This window comes from Streptomyces sp. DSM 15324 (assembly GCF_001514285.1).
Classification (GTDB): Bacteria; Actinomycetota; Actinomycetes; order Streptomycetales; family Streptomycetaceae; genus Streptomyces.
This window is the reverse complement of sequence record NZ_KQ949026.1, coordinates 560,412-577,573: the sequence shown is the minus strand read 5'-3', so window position 1 is coordinate 577,573 and position 17,162 is coordinate 560,412. Positions and strand designations below refer to the sequence as shown.

12 protein-coding genes are annotated in these 17,162 nt (G+C 73.1%); 11 read left to right on the top strand and 1 reads right to left on the bottom strand.

Annotated elements, in window-relative coordinates:
- The first annotated feature begins 58 nt into the window (after window positions 1–58).
- A complete protein-coding gene (locus AQJ58_RS16580) occupies window positions 59–1,750 on the top strand; it encodes an MFS transporter (RefSeq protein WP_079078965.1) in 1,692 nt (563 codons plus the stop codon).
- Window positions 1,751–1,791: 41 nt separating this feature from the next.
- A complete protein-coding gene (locus AQJ58_RS16575; RefSeq protein WP_067250780.1) occupies window positions 1,792–2,982 on the top strand; it encodes an acyl-CoA dehydrogenase family protein in 1,191 nt (396 codons plus the stop codon).
- 42 nt (window positions 2,983–3,024) lie between these two features.
- Here AQJ58_RS16575 and AQJ58_RS16570 read toward each other — a convergent pair whose 3' ends face one another.
- Window positions 3,025–3,462, bottom strand: a complete 438-nt coding sequence (locus AQJ58_RS16570; RefSeq protein ID WP_055634925.1) for a cell division protein SepF — start codon at window positions 3,460–3,462, stop codon at window positions 3,025–3,027.
- 308 nt (window positions 3,463–3,770) lie between these two features.
- Here AQJ58_RS16570 and AQJ58_RS16565 point away from each other — a divergent pair, with 308 nt between their 5' ends.
- The 9 genes from AQJ58_RS16565 (at window position 3,771) to AQJ58_RS16525 (ending at window position 16,903) form a co-directional block, all read left to right on the top strand.
- Window positions 3,771–4,931 (top strand): DUF5685 family protein, encoded by a 1,161-nt coding sequence (locus AQJ58_RS16565; RefSeq protein ID WP_067250778.1) that lies wholly within the window; start codon window positions 3,771–3,773, stop codon window positions 4,929–4,931.
- A gap of 112 nt (window positions 4,932–5,043) precedes the next feature.
- Window positions 5,044–5,640: a GTP-binding protein gene (locus tag AQJ58_RS16560; protein ID WP_067250775.1), complete on the top strand. Its 597-nt coding sequence runs from the start codon at window positions 5,044–5,046 to the stop codon at window positions 5,638–5,640.
- 406 nt (window positions 5,641–6,046) lie between these two features.
- Window positions 6,047–7,882 carry an FAD/NAD(P)-binding protein gene (locus AQJ58_RS16555; protein WP_067250773.1) on the top strand — a complete coding sequence of 612 codons (1,836 nt, stop codon included), beginning with the start codon at window positions 6,047–6,049 and terminating at the stop codon, window positions 7,880–7,882.
- Between the two features lie 74 nt (window positions 7,883–7,956).
- A complete protein-coding gene (locus AQJ58_RS16550) occupies window positions 7,957–8,835 on the top strand; it encodes an LLM class oxidoreductase (RefSeq protein ID WP_067250771.1) in 879 nt (292 codons plus the stop codon).
- 6 nt (window positions 8,836–8,841) lie between these two features.
- Window positions 8,842–9,756 (top strand): DUF1684 domain-containing protein, encoded by a 915-nt coding sequence (locus tag AQJ58_RS16545; RefSeq protein WP_079078964.1) that lies wholly within the window; start codon window positions 8,842–8,844, stop codon window positions 9,754–9,756.
- A 227-nt stretch (window positions 9,757–9,983) separates the two neighbouring features.
- The gene (locus tag AQJ58_RS16540) at window positions 9,984–10,895 is read left to right on the top strand and encodes a S1 family peptidase (protein ID WP_067250769.1); all 912 of its coding nucleotides are present in this window, start codon (window positions 9,984–9,986) and stop codon (window positions 10,893–10,895) included.
- Between the two features lie 307 nt (window positions 10,896–11,202).
- The gene (locus tag AQJ58_RS16535; RefSeq protein WP_067250766.1) at window positions 11,203–12,285 is read left to right on the top strand and encodes a S1 family peptidase; all 1,083 of its coding nucleotides are present in this window, start codon (window positions 11,203–11,205) and stop codon (window positions 12,283–12,285) included.
- Window positions 12,286–12,449: 164 nt separating this feature from the next.
- Complete coding sequence (locus AQJ58_RS16530; protein ID WP_067250764.1) at window positions 12,450–15,926, top strand: DNA polymerase III subunit alpha; 3,477 nt, start codon at window positions 12,450–12,452, stop codon at window positions 15,924–15,926.
- Window positions 15,923–16,903 carry a DNA polymerase Y family protein gene (locus AQJ58_RS16525; protein ID WP_067250761.1) on the top strand — a complete coding sequence of 327 codons (981 nt, stop codon included), beginning with the start codon at window positions 15,923–15,925 and terminating at the stop codon, window positions 16,901–16,903. Before AQJ58_RS16530 ends, AQJ58_RS16525 begins: the two co-directional genes overlap by 4 nt.
- Window positions 16,904–17,162: the final 259 nt, after the last annotated feature.

Here is a 17,162-nt window from a genome sequence, read left to right as displayed (position 1 = left end):
GGGAAGTCCCCGTCCCGCGAGCCCGCCGGACCGAGGGGATCACCTGGGAGGTACGTACATGTCCGGGACGACCACGGCCGCCGTCGGGCTGCGCCGTCGGGCGGCCGGGGCCGGTGCCAACCGCTGGGTCGTGCTCGTGGTGCTCTGCGTCAGCCTGCTCCTGGTCGCCGTCGACGCGACCGTGCTGCATGTCGCGGTGCCCGCGGTCACAGAGGACCTCAGGCCCGGCGCGATCGAGCTGCTCTGGATCGTCGACACCTATCCACTGGTCTGCGCCTCGTTGCTGATCCTGTTCGGCACGCTCGGCGACAAGGTCGGCCGCCGCCGGATCCTGCTGCTCGGGTACGCCCTGTTCGGCGTCGCCTCCGCACTGGCGGCCTTCGCCGCGAGCGCCGAGGTGCTGATCCTGGCGCGGGCCCTGCTCGGCGTCGGCGGCGCGATGATCATGCCGGCCACGCTGTCGATCCTGCGGCAGGTTTTCCCCGACCGCCGGGAACGGGCGCTCGCCATCGGCATCTGGAGCGCGGTGGCCGCGGTCGGCGCGGCCGTCGGACCGCTGCTCGGCGGCTTCCTGCTGGAGCACTTCTGGTGGGGCTCGGTCTTCCTCGTCAACATCCCGCTGATGCTGGTCAGCCTTCCGGTGGGGCGGCTGCTGCTGCCGGAGTCGCGGGGCACCGGCGAGGGGCCCTGGGACGTGGTCGGCGCGCTGATGGCGGCGGCCGGGCTGTTCGCCCTGGTCCTCGGCGTCAAGCGGCTGGGCAACGCGGAGTTCGACCCGTTCACCGTGGTGCCGCTGCTGGCGGGCGCGGTGCTGATGGTCCTGTTCGTACGGCGTCAGCGGCGGCGGGAGCATCCGCTGGTGGACCTGCGGATGTTCTCCCGGCCGGCGTTCAGCACCTCCGTCGGGTGCATCGTGCTGGCCATGCTGGCGCTGGTGGGTCTGGAGCTGATCGCCGCCCAGTACCTGCAGCTGGTGCTCGGTCTCTCCCCGCTGGAGACGGGGCTGCGGCTGCTGCCGCTGACCTTCGCCGCGATGGCGGCGGGGCTGGCCGGGGCGCGGCTGCTGCGCGGGTTCGGGCCCCGGCGGATGGTGTGCGCGGGGTTCCTGCTGACCGCGTTCGCCGTGCTGCTGCTCACCGCGATGGGCACGGCGGACAACACGGGGCTGCTGCTGGCGGGGTTCGTGCTGCTCGGGTTCGGACTGGAGACGACGCTGTTCGCGGCGTACGAGTCGATGCTGAGCGAGGCCCCGCCGGAACGGGCGGGTGGCGCGGCGGCGATCGGCGAGACCTCCTACCAGCTCGGGGCGGGCATCGGGATCGCGCTGCTGGGCAGCGTGATGAACGCGGCGTACGCGCCGGGGCTGTCCTCCGTGCCCGGGGTGCCGGCGTCCGCGTCGGCGGCCGCGGGGCATTCGCTGGGCGAGGCCTACGAGGTGGCCGGGCAGCTCGGCGGGCCGGCCGGGACGGCGCTGCGGCGGGTCGCCAAGGAGAGCTTCGTGCACGGTCTGCATGTCACGCTGCTGGTCAGCGCCGGGTTGCTGCTGCTGGGCGCGGTGATGGCGCTGAGGCTGCCCCGGGTGATGCAGTGCGAGGCGGCCACGGTGGAGCTGCCGGCTCCCCGGGAGGTCTCTCCCGCCCCCGCGGCACCCGTGACGGTGCGTCGCGAGGGTGATCTCTCCCGTGGGGGCGCGTCGCCGTCGCCGTCCTCCTCCGGTGCCTTGAGTGGTACCTTCGGACCGACATCGTAACTAGCGCTGCTAGTTTTAGGCTCGCTCCGGAGGATCTCGTCATGGCCGCGTCCTCGAAGTTGCCCCCCTTCGACCCCGCCGATCCGCTCGGGATCGACGATCTGCTCGAGCCGGAGGACCTGGCGATCCGCGACACCGTGCGGAGCTGGGCGGCGGACCGGGTGGAGCCCTTCGTCGCCGAGTGGTACGAGAGCGGGGAGCTGCCGGTGATCCGGGAGCTCGCCCGGGAGCTCGGAGCGATCGGGGCGCTCGGGATGTCGCTCGACGGCTACGGGTGCGCCGGGGCGAGCGCCGTGCAGTACGGGCTCGCCTGTCTGGAGCTGGAGGCCGCCGACTCGGGAATCCGGTCCCTGGTCTCCGTGCAGGGCTCCCTCGCCATGTACGCGATCCACCGGTTCGGCTCCGAGGAGCAGAAGCGGGCGTGGCTGCCCCGGATGGCCTCCGGCGAGGTCATCGGCTGCTTCGGGCTCACCGAGCCCGACCACGGGTCCGATCCGGCCGGCATGCGGACGTACGCCAAGCGCGACGGCTCGGACTGGGTGCTGAGCGGGCGCAAGATGTGGATCACCAACGGCTCGGTGGCCGGGGTCGCCGTCGTCTGGGCCCGGACCGACGGAGGCGTCCGCGGATTCGTCGTGCCCACCGACAGCCCCGGCTTCTCCGCTCCCGAGATCAAGCACAAGTGGTCGCTGCGTGCCAGCGTGACCAGTGAGCTGGTGCTGGACGAGGTGCGGCTGCCCGAGGACGCCGTGCTGCCGGAGGCCGTCGGACTGCGGGGGCCGCTCAGCTGTCTGTCGCACGCCCGCTACGGGATCGTCTGGGGTGCGATGGGTGCGGCCCGCACCTGTTTCGAGGCCGCCGTCGGCTACGCCCGCACCCGCGAGCAGTTCGGGCGGCCCATCGGAGGGTTCCAGCTGACCCAGGCCAAGCTCGCCGACATGGCGGTCGAGCTGCACAAGGGGATTCTGCTCGCCCACCATCTGGGGCGGCGCATGGACGCCGGCCGCCTGCGTCCCGAGCAGGTCAGCTTCGGCAAGCTCAACAACGTGCGGGAGGCCATCGAGATCTGCCGCACCGCGCGGACGATCCTCGGGGCCAACGGGATCTCGCTGGAGTATCCCGTCATGCGGCACGCGACGAATCTGGAGTCGGTGCTCACCTACGAGGGCACCGTCGAGATGCACCAGCTCGTGCTGGGCAAGGCGCTCACCGGACTCGACGCCTTCCGCTGACCGGGCCCGGGGGCCGGGGCAGGGCCGGCGAGCGGCCCTGCCTCAGCTCTGGTTGAAGAAACCGTCCGTGCGGTGCCCGGCCGGGTCGCCGTTCACGATCTCCGTGTTGGACGGGGTCAGCAGGAACACCCGGGTCGAGACCCGCTCGATCGAACCGCGCAGTCCGAAGATCAGCCCGGCCGCGAAGTCGACGACGCGCTTGGCGTCCCCGGCCTCCATGGCCGTGAGGTTCACGATGACCGGCACGCCCTCGCGGAACAGCTCACCGATCAGCCGCGCGTCCCGGAAGCTGTCCGGGGTGACCGTGCCGATCCGACGGCCCTTCTCCTCGGCCGTGTCCGAGGCGACCTTGACGCGCGGGTCGGTGACCCAGGCGTCTTGCGAGTCGGTCCCCTCGGAGTAGTCGTCGTCGTAGTAACGCTCGTCATCGTTGTCGTCGACGAGGCCAAGCCAGGCACTCGCCTTGCGCACCGATCCCATGGACGCCTCCTCTCACAGCGGTCTTTCTTCCTTTCCGCAACCCATGGTCGTTCATGATGCGGATGTCGCGCCAAGTGGATAGACGCCGCGCGGGGGGTTTGTGACGGTACTGGTGCACAGAGAATCCGTCGAGAGCCCGCCTCTCCCAAGGGTCCTGCTGTGTACGGCTGCTGACTGAGAGTGAAATATGACTGTTCGCGGCGTACGGGTGATACATGGTGCGTACGGGTGAACAGGGTGGAGCGTTCAAAGGTGATTATCGGCCGATAGCATGCGGCAGCTCAATGTCCTGAGAGCGGGGGTTCTCCATGTTCGGAATCGTCAGACCGTGCGGTCACCGGCTCGGCGAGCGGCTCAAGAGCCAGTGGATGGCGCACCTGTGCGGACTGTGTCTCGCGCTGCGCGGCGACCACGGACAGTTCGCACGGGTCGTCACCAACTACGACGGGCTGCTCATCTCGGTCCTGACGGAGGCTCAGACCGCGTCCGCGGGAGCAGGGCGGCGCACGGCGGGGCCGTGCCCGTTGCGCGGGATGCGCACCGCCTCCGTCGCCCACGGCGAGGGGGCACGGCTCGCGGCGGCCGTCTCGCTGGTACTGGCCTCGGCCAAGGTGCGCGACCATGTCGCCGACGGGGACGGGCTGCTGGCCCGGCGTCCGGTCGCGGCCGCCGCCCGCCGGGTGGCCGGGAGCTGGGGGCGGGCCGGGGAGCGCGGCGGGGCCGCCGTCGGCTTCGACACGGCGGTCCTGGTGGACGCGGTGGACCGCCAGGTCGGGCTGGAGAGGCTGGCCGGACCCGGCACCTCGCTGCTGACCGTCACCGAGCCGACCGAGACCGCCACCGCCGCCGCCTTCGCGCACACCGCGGTCCTCGCGGGCCGCCCGGGCAACGCCGTCCCGCTGGCCGAGGCCGGCCGGCTCTTCGGGCGGCTCGCGCATCTCCTGGACGCCGTCGAGGACCAGGCCGCCGATGCCGAGACGGGCGCCTGGAACCCGCTCACGGCCACCGGGACCCCGCTCACCGAGGCCCGGCGGCTCGCGGACGACGCCCTGCACGGGATACGGCTCGCGCTGAAGGACGTCGAGTTCGTGGAGGGGCGGCTGGCGCATCTGCTGCTCGCGCACGAGCTGGAGCGGTCGGTGGACCGGGCGTTCGGGACGGCGTCGTGCGGGCACACGCACCCGGGGGCCGCGCAGCCTGGCCGGGCCGCGTTCGGGCCCCCGCCGCAGATGCCCGCGCCGCCCAAGCAGCCGCGGGGGCTGCTCGCCGGGTGCGCCGTCGCGCTCGGGCTGTTCTGCACCTGCCAGGTGTGCTGTGCCGACGAGTTCGAGGGCCCCTGGTCGCGGAAGAAGCGCGACGGCTGCTGCTCCACCTGTGACTGCGGGAACTGCGACTGCGGGTGCGGTGACGGCTGCACCTGCGACTGCTGCGACGGATGCGACTGCTGCGGCTGCGACTGTTCCTGCTGACGCACCGTCACCCGCCGTGCACCCGGGGCTTGTTCGAGAGCGCCGATGAGCGTCGAGCGTCCGCGGGACGTATCTCCTGTCGAGACACGGAAGCTCGAAAGGATCACGGATCATGCCCGGGCGCTCAGAGAAAACCGTGCCGCTTGCCGTGAAGATCGTGGTGAGCGGGGGGCTCGGGGTCGGTAAGACGACCTTCATCGGGGCCGTTTCCGAGATAGAGCCCCTCGACACCGAGGCGGCGATCACCCAGGTGTCGGTGGGAGTCGACTCCCTGGAAGGGGTGGAGGCCAAGACCAGGACCACCGTCGCGCTCGACTTCGGGCGCATCACCCTCGACAAGGCCATCGCGCTGTACCTGTTCGGGACGCCCGGGCAGGCACGGTTCTCGTTCCTGTGGGACGACCTGGTGGAGGGCGCGCTCGGAACGGTCGTCCTGGCGGACACCCGGCGGATCGAGGAGTGCTTCCCCGCCGTGGACTACTTCGAGGCGCACGGGGCGCCGTTCGTGCTGGCCGTGAATCGATTCGACGGGGCCGAGCCGTACACGTTGGAGGAGGTCCGCGGCGCGTTGGGGCTGGCTCCCGAGGTGCCGGTGCTGGAGTGCGACGCGCGGAAGCGGGGGTCGGTGCGGGATGTGCTGGGGGTGTTGATGGATCGGGTCATCGGGGTGCGGGCCTCTTCGGGGGCGCGGGCCGTGGGGGCGCGCTGAAGGCGGGGCGCGCGGAAGGGGGCGCGCCGACTCGCCGTACGGCGAGGGCAGGACGAGGGGAGGGGTGTGCGTGTGAAGGCGAAGGGGGAGAACGCGCAAGTCCCCGGCGGCCGACGGGCCCGGGGCGCGCAGGGGGTCAGCTCAACAGGAAGACGACCACACTCGACCGAAGTCGATGTGGGAGCGGGTGACCAGCCACTGCTGCGGATGCATGGGCCAAGTGGAACAGGTCTCCGGTGGGGCGTCAACCGACCTGAGACGTACGGCTCACAGTGCGGACAGCCTTGACAGTGAGGGGAAACACCGCCGTACTCTCGCTGTACGGCCCTGCTGAGGGGCTCGGCCGTGCTTCCTGCCGTGTGAAGGCATTCCACCGTGTTCGACCGATGCGTCACGGAGCCTTCGCATGTCTTCCCACACCCTTGCCCGCGTCCCCGCCTCCCCGGACACGAGACAGTCGCTCGTCATCGTCGGGGCCGGCCCGCGGGGTACCGGTCTGATCGAACGCATCGCCGCCAGCGCGCCCGAGCTGTACGCCGGTCAGGGCCTCGACATCCATCTCGTGGACCCGCACCCGCCGGGCGCCGGCCGGATCTGGCGGGCCGCGCAGTCCCCGTTGCTCTGGATGAACTCGCACGCCGAGGACGTCACCATGTTCACCGACGAGAGCGTGCTGATGGACGGTCCGGTGCGGCCGGGGCCCACCCTGCACGAGTGGGCCGGTGTCGACGGGCGGCTCTTCGCCGACCGGCAGCTCCAGGGCGCCTATCTGAGGTGGGTGCACGAACAGGCCGTCGCCGCGCTGCCGGAGGGCATCACCGTCCACCACCACCCCCGGCGCGCCCTGCGGGTGAGCGGTCCGCGCGAGGGACGCCAGCAGGTGTGGCTCGAAGGACGGTCCCGGCCGCTTGACGCCGACCTCGTCGTCCTCGCCCTCGGCCACCTCGACGCGGAACTCGACGGCGAGCAGCGGGAACTGGCCGCGTACGCCCGCGAGCACGGGCTCGTCCACCTGCCGCCCGACTTCACCGCCGACAGCGACCTGTCCGCCCTCCGGCCCGGTGAGCCCGTCCTCGTGCGCGGCTTCGGACTGGCCTTCGTCGATCTGATGGTGCTGCTCACCGAGGGGCGCGGCGGACGCTACGAGGGGGACACCTACGTCCCCTCGGGGCGGGAACCGGTGCTGTACGTGGGGTCGCGGCGCGGAGTGCCGTACCACGCGAAGATCGGCTACGACTGGACCGGCGAGCGGCCCCCGCTGCCCCGGTTCCTCGGACCCGCCCAGACCGACGAACTCCTGGCCCGGCCGGGCGGATTCGACTTCCGGCGGGACGTGTGGCCGCTGGTGGAGAAGGAGCTGGGCTTCGCCCACTACCACCGGCTGTTCGCCGCCCACCCCGAGCGGACGGCGATCGCCTGGACGGACTTCGAGGAGAAGTACGCGGCGGCCACCGGGGAGGCCGACCGGGAGGCCCTCGTCGCCTCCGCCGTGCCCGACCCGGCCGACCGGCTCGACCTGACCGCGCTGGACCGGCCGCTGGACGGGCTGCGGTACGCCTCGCACGAGGAGTTCCAGGACGGCCTGCGGCGGTACGTCGAGGACGATCTGAGCCGCCGTCACGATCCCGCGCACAGCGCCGATCTGTCCGTTTTCCTCGGGCTGCTGTCGGTCTACGGGCAGCTCGTGCGGCTCGGGGACATAGGGTCCTGGTGGCACGGGTTCTTCAGCTACCTCGCCTCCGGGCCGCCCGGACCCCGGCTGCGGCAGCTGCTCGCGCTGTCCCGGGCCGGAGTGGTCCGGTTCGTCGGCGCCGACATGGCCGTCCGCGCCGCGGACGGGGTGTTCCGGGCGTCGAGCCCGACCGTGCCGGGGTTCTCCGTCGAGGCGCGGGCGCTGGTGGAGGCCCGGCTGCCCGAGCCGACCCTGCGGCGCGCCCTCGATCCGCTGCTGCGCGCCCTGCACGCCGAGGGTGCCGGGGAGACGGCCGACGGACTGCTGCGGGTGGACCGCGCCGACGGGCGGGTCCTGGACCGCGGCGGGCGGCCGCACCCGCGGCGCTTCGCGCTCGGCCCGCACACCGACGGACGCACCCCCGGCGCGTTCACCCGCCCCCGCACCGGCGGTCCCGCGTTCCGGCAGAACGACGCCACCGCCCGCGCCGCCCTGGTGTTCCTGCGGGACCTCGGCGCCGAGACCGCCGCCCCGGCCGACCCCGGCCCGCCGAAGGAGTTCTCACGATGACCGTCCTGGAGGCCGGCAGGTGCCCGCGCCGAGGGTCCGGCCCGAGGCCGCTGCCGGCGAAGGCGCTGTGAGCCATGGGACTGCTGCATCTGGCCGCCGCCCTCGCCCTGCCCGGTGCGGACGGGGCCGGCCCCTACGTCGAGCTGGCGCGGCTCGCCGAGCGCGGCAGGCTCGACTTCGTCACGCTGGACGCCACCCCCGCCCTCGACGTCTCCGCCGCGCTCGGCCGGATGGCGGATGCCACCGATCACCTCGGACTCGTGGGCCCGCTCACCGGGCCGCCGACCGGCGCCGAGTCCGGTGCCGAGGCCGTCGCCGAGGCCGTCGCGCCCGGCCGGGTCGGCCGGCGGATCGCCGTGTCCCCGGACGGGGGCGCGGCGGGGGAGACGCGCGGGACCCCGTCGGCGCCGGGGCATCCCGTGCGGGTCGCCGACGCCACCGAGGCGGCCGTGCGGCCCGCCGCCGCCCGGTACGCCGATGTGGCGCTGGTCCGGGTGACGGGTTCCGCCGAGGGCCGGGCCGTCCGCGGACACCTGCGCGCGGAGGCCGCCGCGGCCGGGCGGGACCCGGACTCCCTGCGGGTGCTGGCGACTCTGCTCGTCGACCTCGGGGACGGCGAGCGCGCGGCCGAACCGGGTCACGGCGGGGGCGGCCCCCGGCAGACCGGCCGGGGCCCGCTCTACCGCGGCGGCCCCGTCGACCTCGCCGAGCTGATCGCCACCTGGCACCGGGACGCCGCGGTCGACGGCTTCCACCTGGTCCCCGTGGAACCCCACCGCGATCTGGAACGCCTGGTCAACGGAACGGTCGCGCTGCTCCAGCACCGCGGTCTGTTCCGCACCTTCTACCCGGGCGGCACGCTGCGCGAGCACCTCGACCTGGCCCGGCCCGCCCACCAGCACGCGGGCGGACCCTCCCTCCTCGGGTCGCCCGACCCGGTACCGAAAGGCTGACCACATATGACGACGGAAGCGACGGACACGACGGCCGCGACCGGCACCGACGCGGCGGACACGACCGACGCGGCCGACACGGCGGACACGGCCGACACGGCGAACGCGGCCGATGCGGTGGACGCGGCGGACGCGGCGGACGCGGCGGACGCACCGGACCAGTGGAAGCGCTGGCACGAACACCGGCTGGAGACGCTCGCTGCGCCCTACGGCCCCCTCGCGCTCACCGGAACCTTCTGGCTGGAGGACTTTCCGGACGGTCGACTTCCGGACACCCCCGGGGTCTGGACGCCGGAAGAGGACGGCGTGGTGCTCACGGCGGCCGAGAGCGACGGGCTGACCCTGGACGGACGGCCGTTCGGCGGAACGGTACGGCTCGGCGCCGACCCGGGGGCGGTGGACGCGGCCCGGGTCGCGCACGGGGAGCGGCGGCTGGTCGTGCTGGTGCGGGAGGGGGTCTGGGGAGTGCGCGACTTCGACCCCGCGACCGAGGCCCGGCGCCTGTTCCGGGGCGTGGCGGCCGGCCCGTACGAGGCGCGCTGGTCGGTGCCGGGGCGCTTCACGCCGTACGCCGAGGACCGGACCGTGCGGGTCCCGAACGCCGACGGACGCGAGCGCGGCCTCGGGCTCGGCGGCGAACTGGCGTTCGCCCTCGACGGGCGGGGGCACACGCTCCAGGTGGCCGTGCAGGGCGACGGCTCGCTGTGGGCGGTGTTCGCCGACGCCACCAGCGGGGTGAGCAGCCATCGGTTCCGGTTCCTCCATCCGGGTGCCCCCGACGACGAGGGGCGTACGACCGTGGACTTCAACCGTGCCGTACTGCCTCCGTGTGCATTCGCCGACGCTTTCATCTGCCCCTTCCCGCCGCCGGGGAACACTCTCGACGTGGAGATCGAGGCAGGGGAGCGCAACCTGGTCTGAGCTGGGGCAAGAGGCCTCGAAGAGGGCTCAACTCACGTAGTTCGTTCACGGTCTGACGGCCGAAAGGTGCCCTTGTGCCGACCGGCCGTTCGGCCGAATACTCCCCCTCAGCGCTTGTCAGGGTCACGGCGTGTCTGAAAACCGGACGAATGTCTGATCCTGGCTGCGCCTCACGGGCCCCGACCCCACACGACGGGCCCCCGACTTCCCTCAGGAGGGAACGAAACGTGAGGATCAAGCGCACCACCCCCACCACCCCCACCCGCGGTATCTCGAGACGGAGCCGGCTGATCGCCGTCACCACCGGACTCGTGGCCGCAGCCGCTCTCGCCATCCCCCACGCGAGCGCGGCGGACACCGCCACCTTCAGCCCCGCCCAGCTGAGGAGCGCGGGCGCCTCCGTGCTCCAGGCGGACGTCCCGGGCACCGCCTGGGCCGTCGACGACAAGGCCAACCGTCTTCTCGTCACGGTCGACGGCACGGTCTCCGACGCCGAGATCGCGAAGATCAAGGAGGCCGCGGGCGGCAACGCCGGCGCCCTCACGATCAAGCACACCCCCGGCAGGTTCAACAAGCTCATCGCGGGCGGCGACGCCATCTACGGCGGCGGCTACCGCTGTTCGCTCGGCTTCAACGTGGTCAGCGGCAGCACCTACTACTTCCTGACCGCCGGTCACTGCGGCGAGGTCGCCTCGACCTGGTACTCCAACTCCGGGCAGTCGACGGTGCTGGGCACGAACGTCAACTACAGCTTCCCGACCAACGACTACGCGCTGGTCCGCTACACCAACAGCTCGGTCACCAAGTCCGGCACCGCGGGCAACACGGACATCACCGGCGCGGGCACGCCCGGCGTCGGCGCCACGGTCTACCGTGACGGCTCGACCACCGGTATCCACAGCGGCAAGGTCACCGCGCTGAACGCCACGGTGAACTACGGCGGCGGAGACATCGTCTACGGCCTGATCCAGACCAACGTCTGCGCCGAGGGCGGCGACTCCGGTGGCCCGCTGTACTCCACCAGCGGCATCGCCTACGGTCTGACCTCCGGCGGCAGCGGCAACTGCACCTCCGGCGGCACGACCTTCTTCCAGCCGGTGACGGAGGCCCTGAGCGCGTACGGCGTGAGCGTCTTCTAAGCACATCCCCGCGGCGCCGCCAAGGCACCGCTCGACGGCCCCCGCACGTGAACCGCCGTGCGGGGGCTCCGCACCGGCTCCCGCGCCGGAGCAGGGAAGCGGCCGGTCGTGGCGCCCGGGACGTTTGCAGTGCGAACGGGGTGGTGAAGGCGCGAGGGGCGTGAAGTGCCCACCCTGTGCGCGTCCCGGAGTCAACCTTGTGTGCTCCCCGTGTCCTTCGGAAGAGTGGCCTGCCGTCAACCGGCCCCTCTTCGGCACGTGCGGCCCCCACAGCCGTCCGGGCCGATCCCCCGCAGGAGGACGCGAATTGCAGCACCGACGCATATTCCGACGGCGGACGGTCACGGCGGGCGCGGGTGTCGCCGCGCTCGTCTCGGCGGCGGTCACCTTCCAGACCGCGAACGCCGGCGAACCGGCGCCCGGTCCGCGGCCGGCCCCTCTCTCGGCCTTCGCGGCCGGGAAGCTCGCCTCGACCCTCGGTGAGGACCTCGGCGCCGACGCTGCGGGCACCTACTACGACGCGAGGAGCCGCAGCCTCGTGGTGAACGTGCTCGACGCGGCCGCCGCGAGGACCGTCGAGGCGGCCGGGGCCAAGGCGAGAATCGTCGAGCACTCCCTCGCCGAACTGGCCGGCGTCCGTACCGTCCTCAGGTCGGACGCGGCCGTCCCCGGCACCGCATGGGTGACCGACCCGCGCACCGACAAGGTCGTCGTCACCGCCGACCGCACCGTCTCGGCCGCCGCCTGGGCGAAGCTCGCCGAGGTGGTCGACGGGCTCGGCGGCAAGGCCGAACTGCGGCGGACCAAAGGGGAGTTCAAGCCCTTCGTGGCCGGCGGCGACGCGATCAGCGGCGGGGGCGGCCGCTGTTCGCTCGGCTTCAACGTGGTCAAGGGCGGCGAGCCGTACTTCCTGACCGCCGGGCACTGCACCGAGGCTGTCTCCACCTGGTCGGACTCCTCCGGCACCGTGATCGGCGCCAACGCGGTCTCCGGCTTCCCCGGCGACGACTACGGCCTGGTCAGGTACACCGCCGACGTGCCCCACCCCAGCGAGGTCGACCTCCACGACGGCTCGGCCCAGCCGATCACCGGCGCAGTCGAGGCCACCGTGGGCATGCGCGTCACCCGCAGCGGCTCCACCACGCGGGTCCACTCCGGCACGGTCACCGGTCTGGACGCGACCGTGAACTACGGCAACGGCGACATCGTCGACGGTCTCATCCGGACCGACGTCTGCGCCGAGCCCGGCGACAGCGGCGGCCCGCTCTTCTCGGGCGACGACGCGGTCGGTCTGACCTCCGGCGGCAGCGGCGACTGTGCCTCAGGTGGCGAGACGTTCTTCCAGCCGGTGACGGAGGCGCTGTCGGCGACGGGCGCCCGGATCGGCTGACCGCCTGGTTCCTGCGTTTGCACAGGTGAGGGGCGTCCGGAGAGGAGCCGGAGGGGAGCCGGAGAGCAACCGGAGGGTAGTCGTACAGATGTTCGGGAATTGGTCTATGGTGGAGGTGAGGGATTAGGGAACTGATGTTCGAGGCGTGAGCGTGGGAGGTGCGTGTGCCAGGCTTCACGCATCTGCACACCGTCTCCGGGTTCTCCCTGCGCCACGGGGTCTCGCACCCGGACCGGCTGGCCGAGCGCGCCGCCGAGCGGGGCATGGACGCCCTCACCCTCACCGACCGCGACACCCTGGCCGGCGCGGTCCGCTTCACCAAGGCCTGCGCGAAGGCGGGCGTACGCCCGCTGTTCGGCGTGGACCTGGCGGTCGCCGGGCCTGTACGGCAGGACGGTGACGTACGGCGGGAGAGGCGCCGCACGCCCGTGCGCGGCGGTGCCTTCATCGACGAGTCGACCCCCCGCGTCACCTTCCTCGCCCGCGACGGCGCCCGGGGCTGGGCCGACCTGTGCCGGATCGTCACCGCCGCCCACGCCGAGGGCGACGTCCCGGTGCTGCCCTGGACCGGCAACCACGGCGACGGTCTCACCGTCCTGCTCGGCCCCGCCTCCGACGTGGGCCGGGCCCTCGCCGCCGGGCGCCCGGACCGCGCCGCGAAGCTCCTCGCCCCCTGGCGCGAGGTGTACGGCGACGCCCTGTGCCTGGAGGCCGTCTGGCACGGCCGCGAGGGCACCGGCCCCGGCTCCCTGCGGCTGGCCGCCCGCACTGTCGGCTTCGCCGCCGAACAGCGGATCCGCCCGGTCCTCAGCAACGCCGTCCGCTACGCCGACCCCGGCCAGGGCCCGGTCGCCGACATCCTGGACGCCGCCCGCCGACTCGTCCCCGTCGACCCGTCCGGGGAGCTCGACTCGGGCGAGGCCTGGCTGAAGGGCGCGGACGCCATGGCCGCGGCGGCCGAGCGGATCGTGGAGGCCGCGGGCTTCCGGAAGGACACCGCCCGCCGGCTGCTGGAGCGCACCCGGGCCACGGCCGCCGAGTGCCTGGTGGACCCCGAGGACGACCTCGGCATGGGCACCGTCCACTTCCCCGAACCGCACCTCGTCGGCGCGGGCCGGCGCACCGCCCAGCGGGCGCTGGCCTCCCGGGCGGCGGCGGGCATGGTGCGGTACGGCTACAGCGGCCGGCGCGCCTACTGGGAACGGATGCACCACGAGCTGGACATCATCGCCCACCACGGCTTCGCCTCCTACTTCCTCACCGTCGCCCAGGTCGTCGACGACGTACGGCACCTGGGCATCCGGGTCGCCGCGCGCGGCTCCGGCGCGGGCTCCCTCGTCAACCACCTCCTCGGCATCGCGCACGCCGACCCGGTCGAACACGGGCTGCTGATGGAGCGGTTCCTGGCGAAGGAGCGGGTCGTGCTGCCCGACATCGACATCGACGTGGAGTCCGCGCGCCGGATCGAGGTCTACCGGGCGATCATCGGCCGGTTCGGCACCGAACGGGTCGCGACGGTCGCGATGCCGGAGACCTACCGGGTCCGGCACGCCGTCCGGGACGTCGGCGCGGCTCTGTCCATGGACCCCGCCGACATCGACCGCATCGCCAAGTCCTTCCCGCACATCCGGGCCCGGGACGCCCGGGCGGCGCTGGAGGAACTGCCCGAGCTGAAGGCGCTGGCGGCGGAGAAGGAGCGGTACGGAAAGCTCTGGGAGCTGGTCGAGGCGCTCGACGCCCTGCCGCGCGGGATCGCCATGCACCCGTGCGGGGTCCTCCTCTCCGACGCCTCCCTGCTCTCGCGGACGCCGGTCGTGCCGACCAGCGGCGAGGGACTGCCCATGGCGCAGTTCGACAAGGACGACGTGGAGGACCTCGGGCTGCTCAAGCTGGATGTGCTGGGGGTGCGGATGCAGTCGGCGATGGCGCACGCGGTGGCCGAGGTGGAGCGGGCGGCGGGGGAGCGGATCGACCTGGACGCGGTGGCGCCGGGGGACCCGTCGACGTACCGGCTCATCCGGTCGACCGAGACGCTGGGCTGCTTCCAGATCGAGTCGCCGGGCCAGCGCGACCTGGTCGGGCGGCTCCAGCCGGCCACCTTCCACGACCTGGTCGTCGACATCTCCCTCTTCCGGCCCGGGCCGGTCGCCGCCGACATGGTGCGGCCGTTCATCGAGGCACGGCACGGGCGGGCGCCGGTCCGCTACCCGCACCCCGATCTGGAGGAGCCGCTGAAGGGGACGTACGGGGTCGTCGTCTTCCACGAGCAGATCATCGACATCGTCGCGATCATGACCCGCTGCGGGCGCGGCGAGGCGGACCGGGTGCGGCGCGGGCTGTCCGATCCGGAGTCACAGGGGCGGATCAAGGTGTGGTTCGCCCAGCACGCGGCGGCGAACGGCTATGACGCGGAGACGATTCGGCGGACCTGGGAGATCGTCGAGGCCTTCGGGTCGTACGGCTTCTGCAAGGCGCACGCGGTCGCCTTCGCCGTCCCGACGTACCAGTCGGCGTGGCTGAAGGCGCACCACCCGGCCGCCTTCTACGCCGGGCTGCTCACCCACGACCCCGGGATGTACCCGAAGCGGCTGCTGCTCGCGGACGCGCGGCGGCGCGGGGTGCCGATCCTGCCGTTGGACGTGAACCGGTCGGGAGTCGCCCACCGTATCGAACTGGTGTCCGGGTCCCCCTCGGTGTGGGGGCTGCGGCTCGCCCTCTCCGACGTGCACGGCATCAGCGAGGCGGAGGCGGCACGGGTCGCGGACGGACAGCCGTACGCCTCGCTCCTCGACTTCTGGGAACGGGCCCGCCCGAGCCGCCCGCTCGCCGGACGGCTCGCACAGGTCGGCGCCCTGGACGAGTTCGGCGCCAACCGCCGGGACCTGCAACTGCACCTGACCGAACTGCACCGGGGTGCCCGGGGCGCGGGCGGCGGTCAACTCCCCCTGGCGGGCGGGCGCAAGACGGCTCCCGCCGGGCTGCCGGACCTGTCCTTCGCCGAGCGGCTCAGCGCCGAGCTGGGCGTGCTGTCCATGGACGCCTCACAGCATCTGATGGACGATCACCGGGCCTTCCTCGACGAACTGGGCGTGGTCCCGGCGCGGCGGCTGCGGGAGGCGCGGCACGGGGAGACCGTGCTGGTCGCGGGCGTCAAGGCGGCCACCCAGACCCCGCCGATCCGGTCCGGGAAGCGGGTCATCTTCACCACCCTGGACGACGGTACGGGCCTGGTCGACCTCGCCTTCTTCGACGACTCACACGACGCCTGCGCGCACACCGTCTTCCACTCCTGGCTGCTGCTGGTGCGCGGAGTGGTGCAGCGGCGCGGGCCGCGCAGCCTGAGCGTGGTGGGCTCCACCGCCTGGAACCTCGCCGAACTGGTCGAACTGCGCGCCGCGGGCGGGCTGGACGAGGTCGCGGCCCGGCTCGCGGAACCGGGGCCGCAGGCGGGCACGGGGACGGGGGAGGGGGCGAAGGGGCCGGCCGGGTCGGGCGATTCGACAGGGGGCAGGCGCATCCGTCTGCCCACCGGATACGAACTCCATCCCTGGGCCGATCTGCGGCCCGCGGGACAGGAGGCCTCGCAAGGGCCTTCGACGGTACGGAAGTTGTGGCACCAGAGTCCGGGGAGTGCGGGATGACCATCCTCTGCGTACGTTTCCAGCCGCCTGCGCGGAACGAGGCCGAGGCGGCCCTGCCGGGGTTGCTCGGACTGCTCGAGGAGTTCACACCGGTCGTCGAGGCGCTGCCGCCGGACGGGGCGCTGGCCGATCTGCGGGGCGCCGAACGGTACTTCGGGCGCAGCGCGGTGGAACTGGCCGCGGTGATCCGGGTCCGCGCCCTCGCGCTGTACGGCGTCGACTGCGCCGTCGGAGCCGGTCCCGGCCCGATGCTGGCCCGGATCGCGCTGCGGGACGCCCGGCCGGGGCTGACCTGTACCGTCCCGCAAGACGCCGACCGGGTACGCGAGTTCCTCGCCGGGAAACCGGTCGCCGCGCTGCCCGGCGTCGGGGCGGCCACCGCCCGCACCCTGGGCGAGTACGGCCTCGACACCCTCGGTCGGGTCGCCGCCGCGCCCCTGTCCACCCTGCAGCGTCTGGTCGGCGCGAAGGCGGGCCGGGAGCTGTGGGAGAAGGCGAGCGGGATCGACCGCGGCCGGGTCGTCCCGAACGCCGTCTCCCGATCGCTGGCGGCCGAACGCCCCTTCGGCCGCGACGAGCTGGACGCCGACCGGCACCGCCGGGCCCTGCTGTCCGCCGCCGGGGAGCTGGGCGCCCGGCTGCGCGCGCTGGAGAAGGTCTGCCGCACCCTGACCCTCACCGTGCGCTACGCCGACCGGTCCTCCACCACCCGCAGCCGCACCCTCGGGGAGCCCACCGCGCACTCGGCGGCCCTGACGAGGGCGGCCTACTCCCTGTACGAGGCGCTCGGGCTGCAGCGCGCCCGGGTCCGGGCGGTCGTCCTGCGCGCGGAGGCGCTGGGCCCCGCCGACCAGGCCTCCTACCAGCTCACCTTCGATGCCGCCGACGAGAAGGTCCGCCGGATCGAGGAGGTCGCCGACCGGGTGCGGGCGAAGTTCGGGCCGGGGGCGCTGATCCCGGGGACGCTGGCCGCCTGAATCACCGGGAGGCCGCTCGTCAGGAGATGGGCCGACGGCCGGAGCTGACCCGCGCGGAACTCCGCGCCGCCCACGACCGCGCGGAGTGCCCGGTCCGGCCCGCCCGGTGACGGATGGTCAGGCCCGGTCGCCGCTTATTACCACTGGAAGTTTTTACTGACGCGTAACTTCACACATCAGCTACTCGATCGTAACTTGATGAGTGAACAGCATCCTGGTGATCCGGATCACAGGGCGTACGGCCATCGCACCTCCCCTT

What these genes read in the sequence shown, in the direction of transcription:
- AQJ58_RS16580 (WP_079078965.1), top strand. Translation starts at nt 59, where the DNA reads ATGTCCGGGACGACCACGGCCGCCGTCGGGCTGCGCCGTCGGGCGGCC.
- AQJ58_RS16575 (WP_067250780.1), top strand. Translation starts at nt 1,792, where the DNA reads ATGGCCGCGTCCTCGAAGTTGCCCCCCTTCGACCCCGCCGATCCGCTC.
- AQJ58_RS16570 (WP_055634925.1), bottom strand. Translation starts at nt 3,462, where the DNA reads ATGGGATCGGTGCGCAAGGCGAGTGCCTGGCTTGGCCTCGTCGACGAC.
- AQJ58_RS16565 (WP_067250778.1), top strand. Translation starts at nt 3,771, where the DNA reads ATGTTCGGAATCGTCAGACCGTGCGGTCACCGGCTCGGCGAGCGGCTC.
- AQJ58_RS16560 (WP_067250775.1), top strand. Translation starts at nt 5,044, where the DNA reads ATGCCCGGGCGCTCAGAGAAAACCGTGCCGCTTGCCGTGAAGATCGTG.
- AQJ58_RS16555 (WP_067250773.1), top strand. Translation starts at nt 6,047, where the DNA reads ATGTCTTCCCACACCCTTGCCCGCGTCCCCGCCTCCCCGGACACGAGA.
- AQJ58_RS16550 (WP_067250771.1), top strand. Translation starts at nt 7,957, where the DNA reads ATGGGACTGCTGCATCTGGCCGCCGCCCTCGCCCTGCCCGGTGCGGAC.
- AQJ58_RS16545 (WP_079078964.1), top strand. Translation starts at nt 8,842, where the DNA reads ATGACGACGGAAGCGACGGACACGACGGCCGCGACCGGCACCGACGCG.
- AQJ58_RS16525 (WP_067250761.1), top strand. Translation starts at nt 15,923, where the DNA reads ATGACCATCCTCTGCGTACGTTTCCAGCCGCCTGCGCGGAACGAGGCC.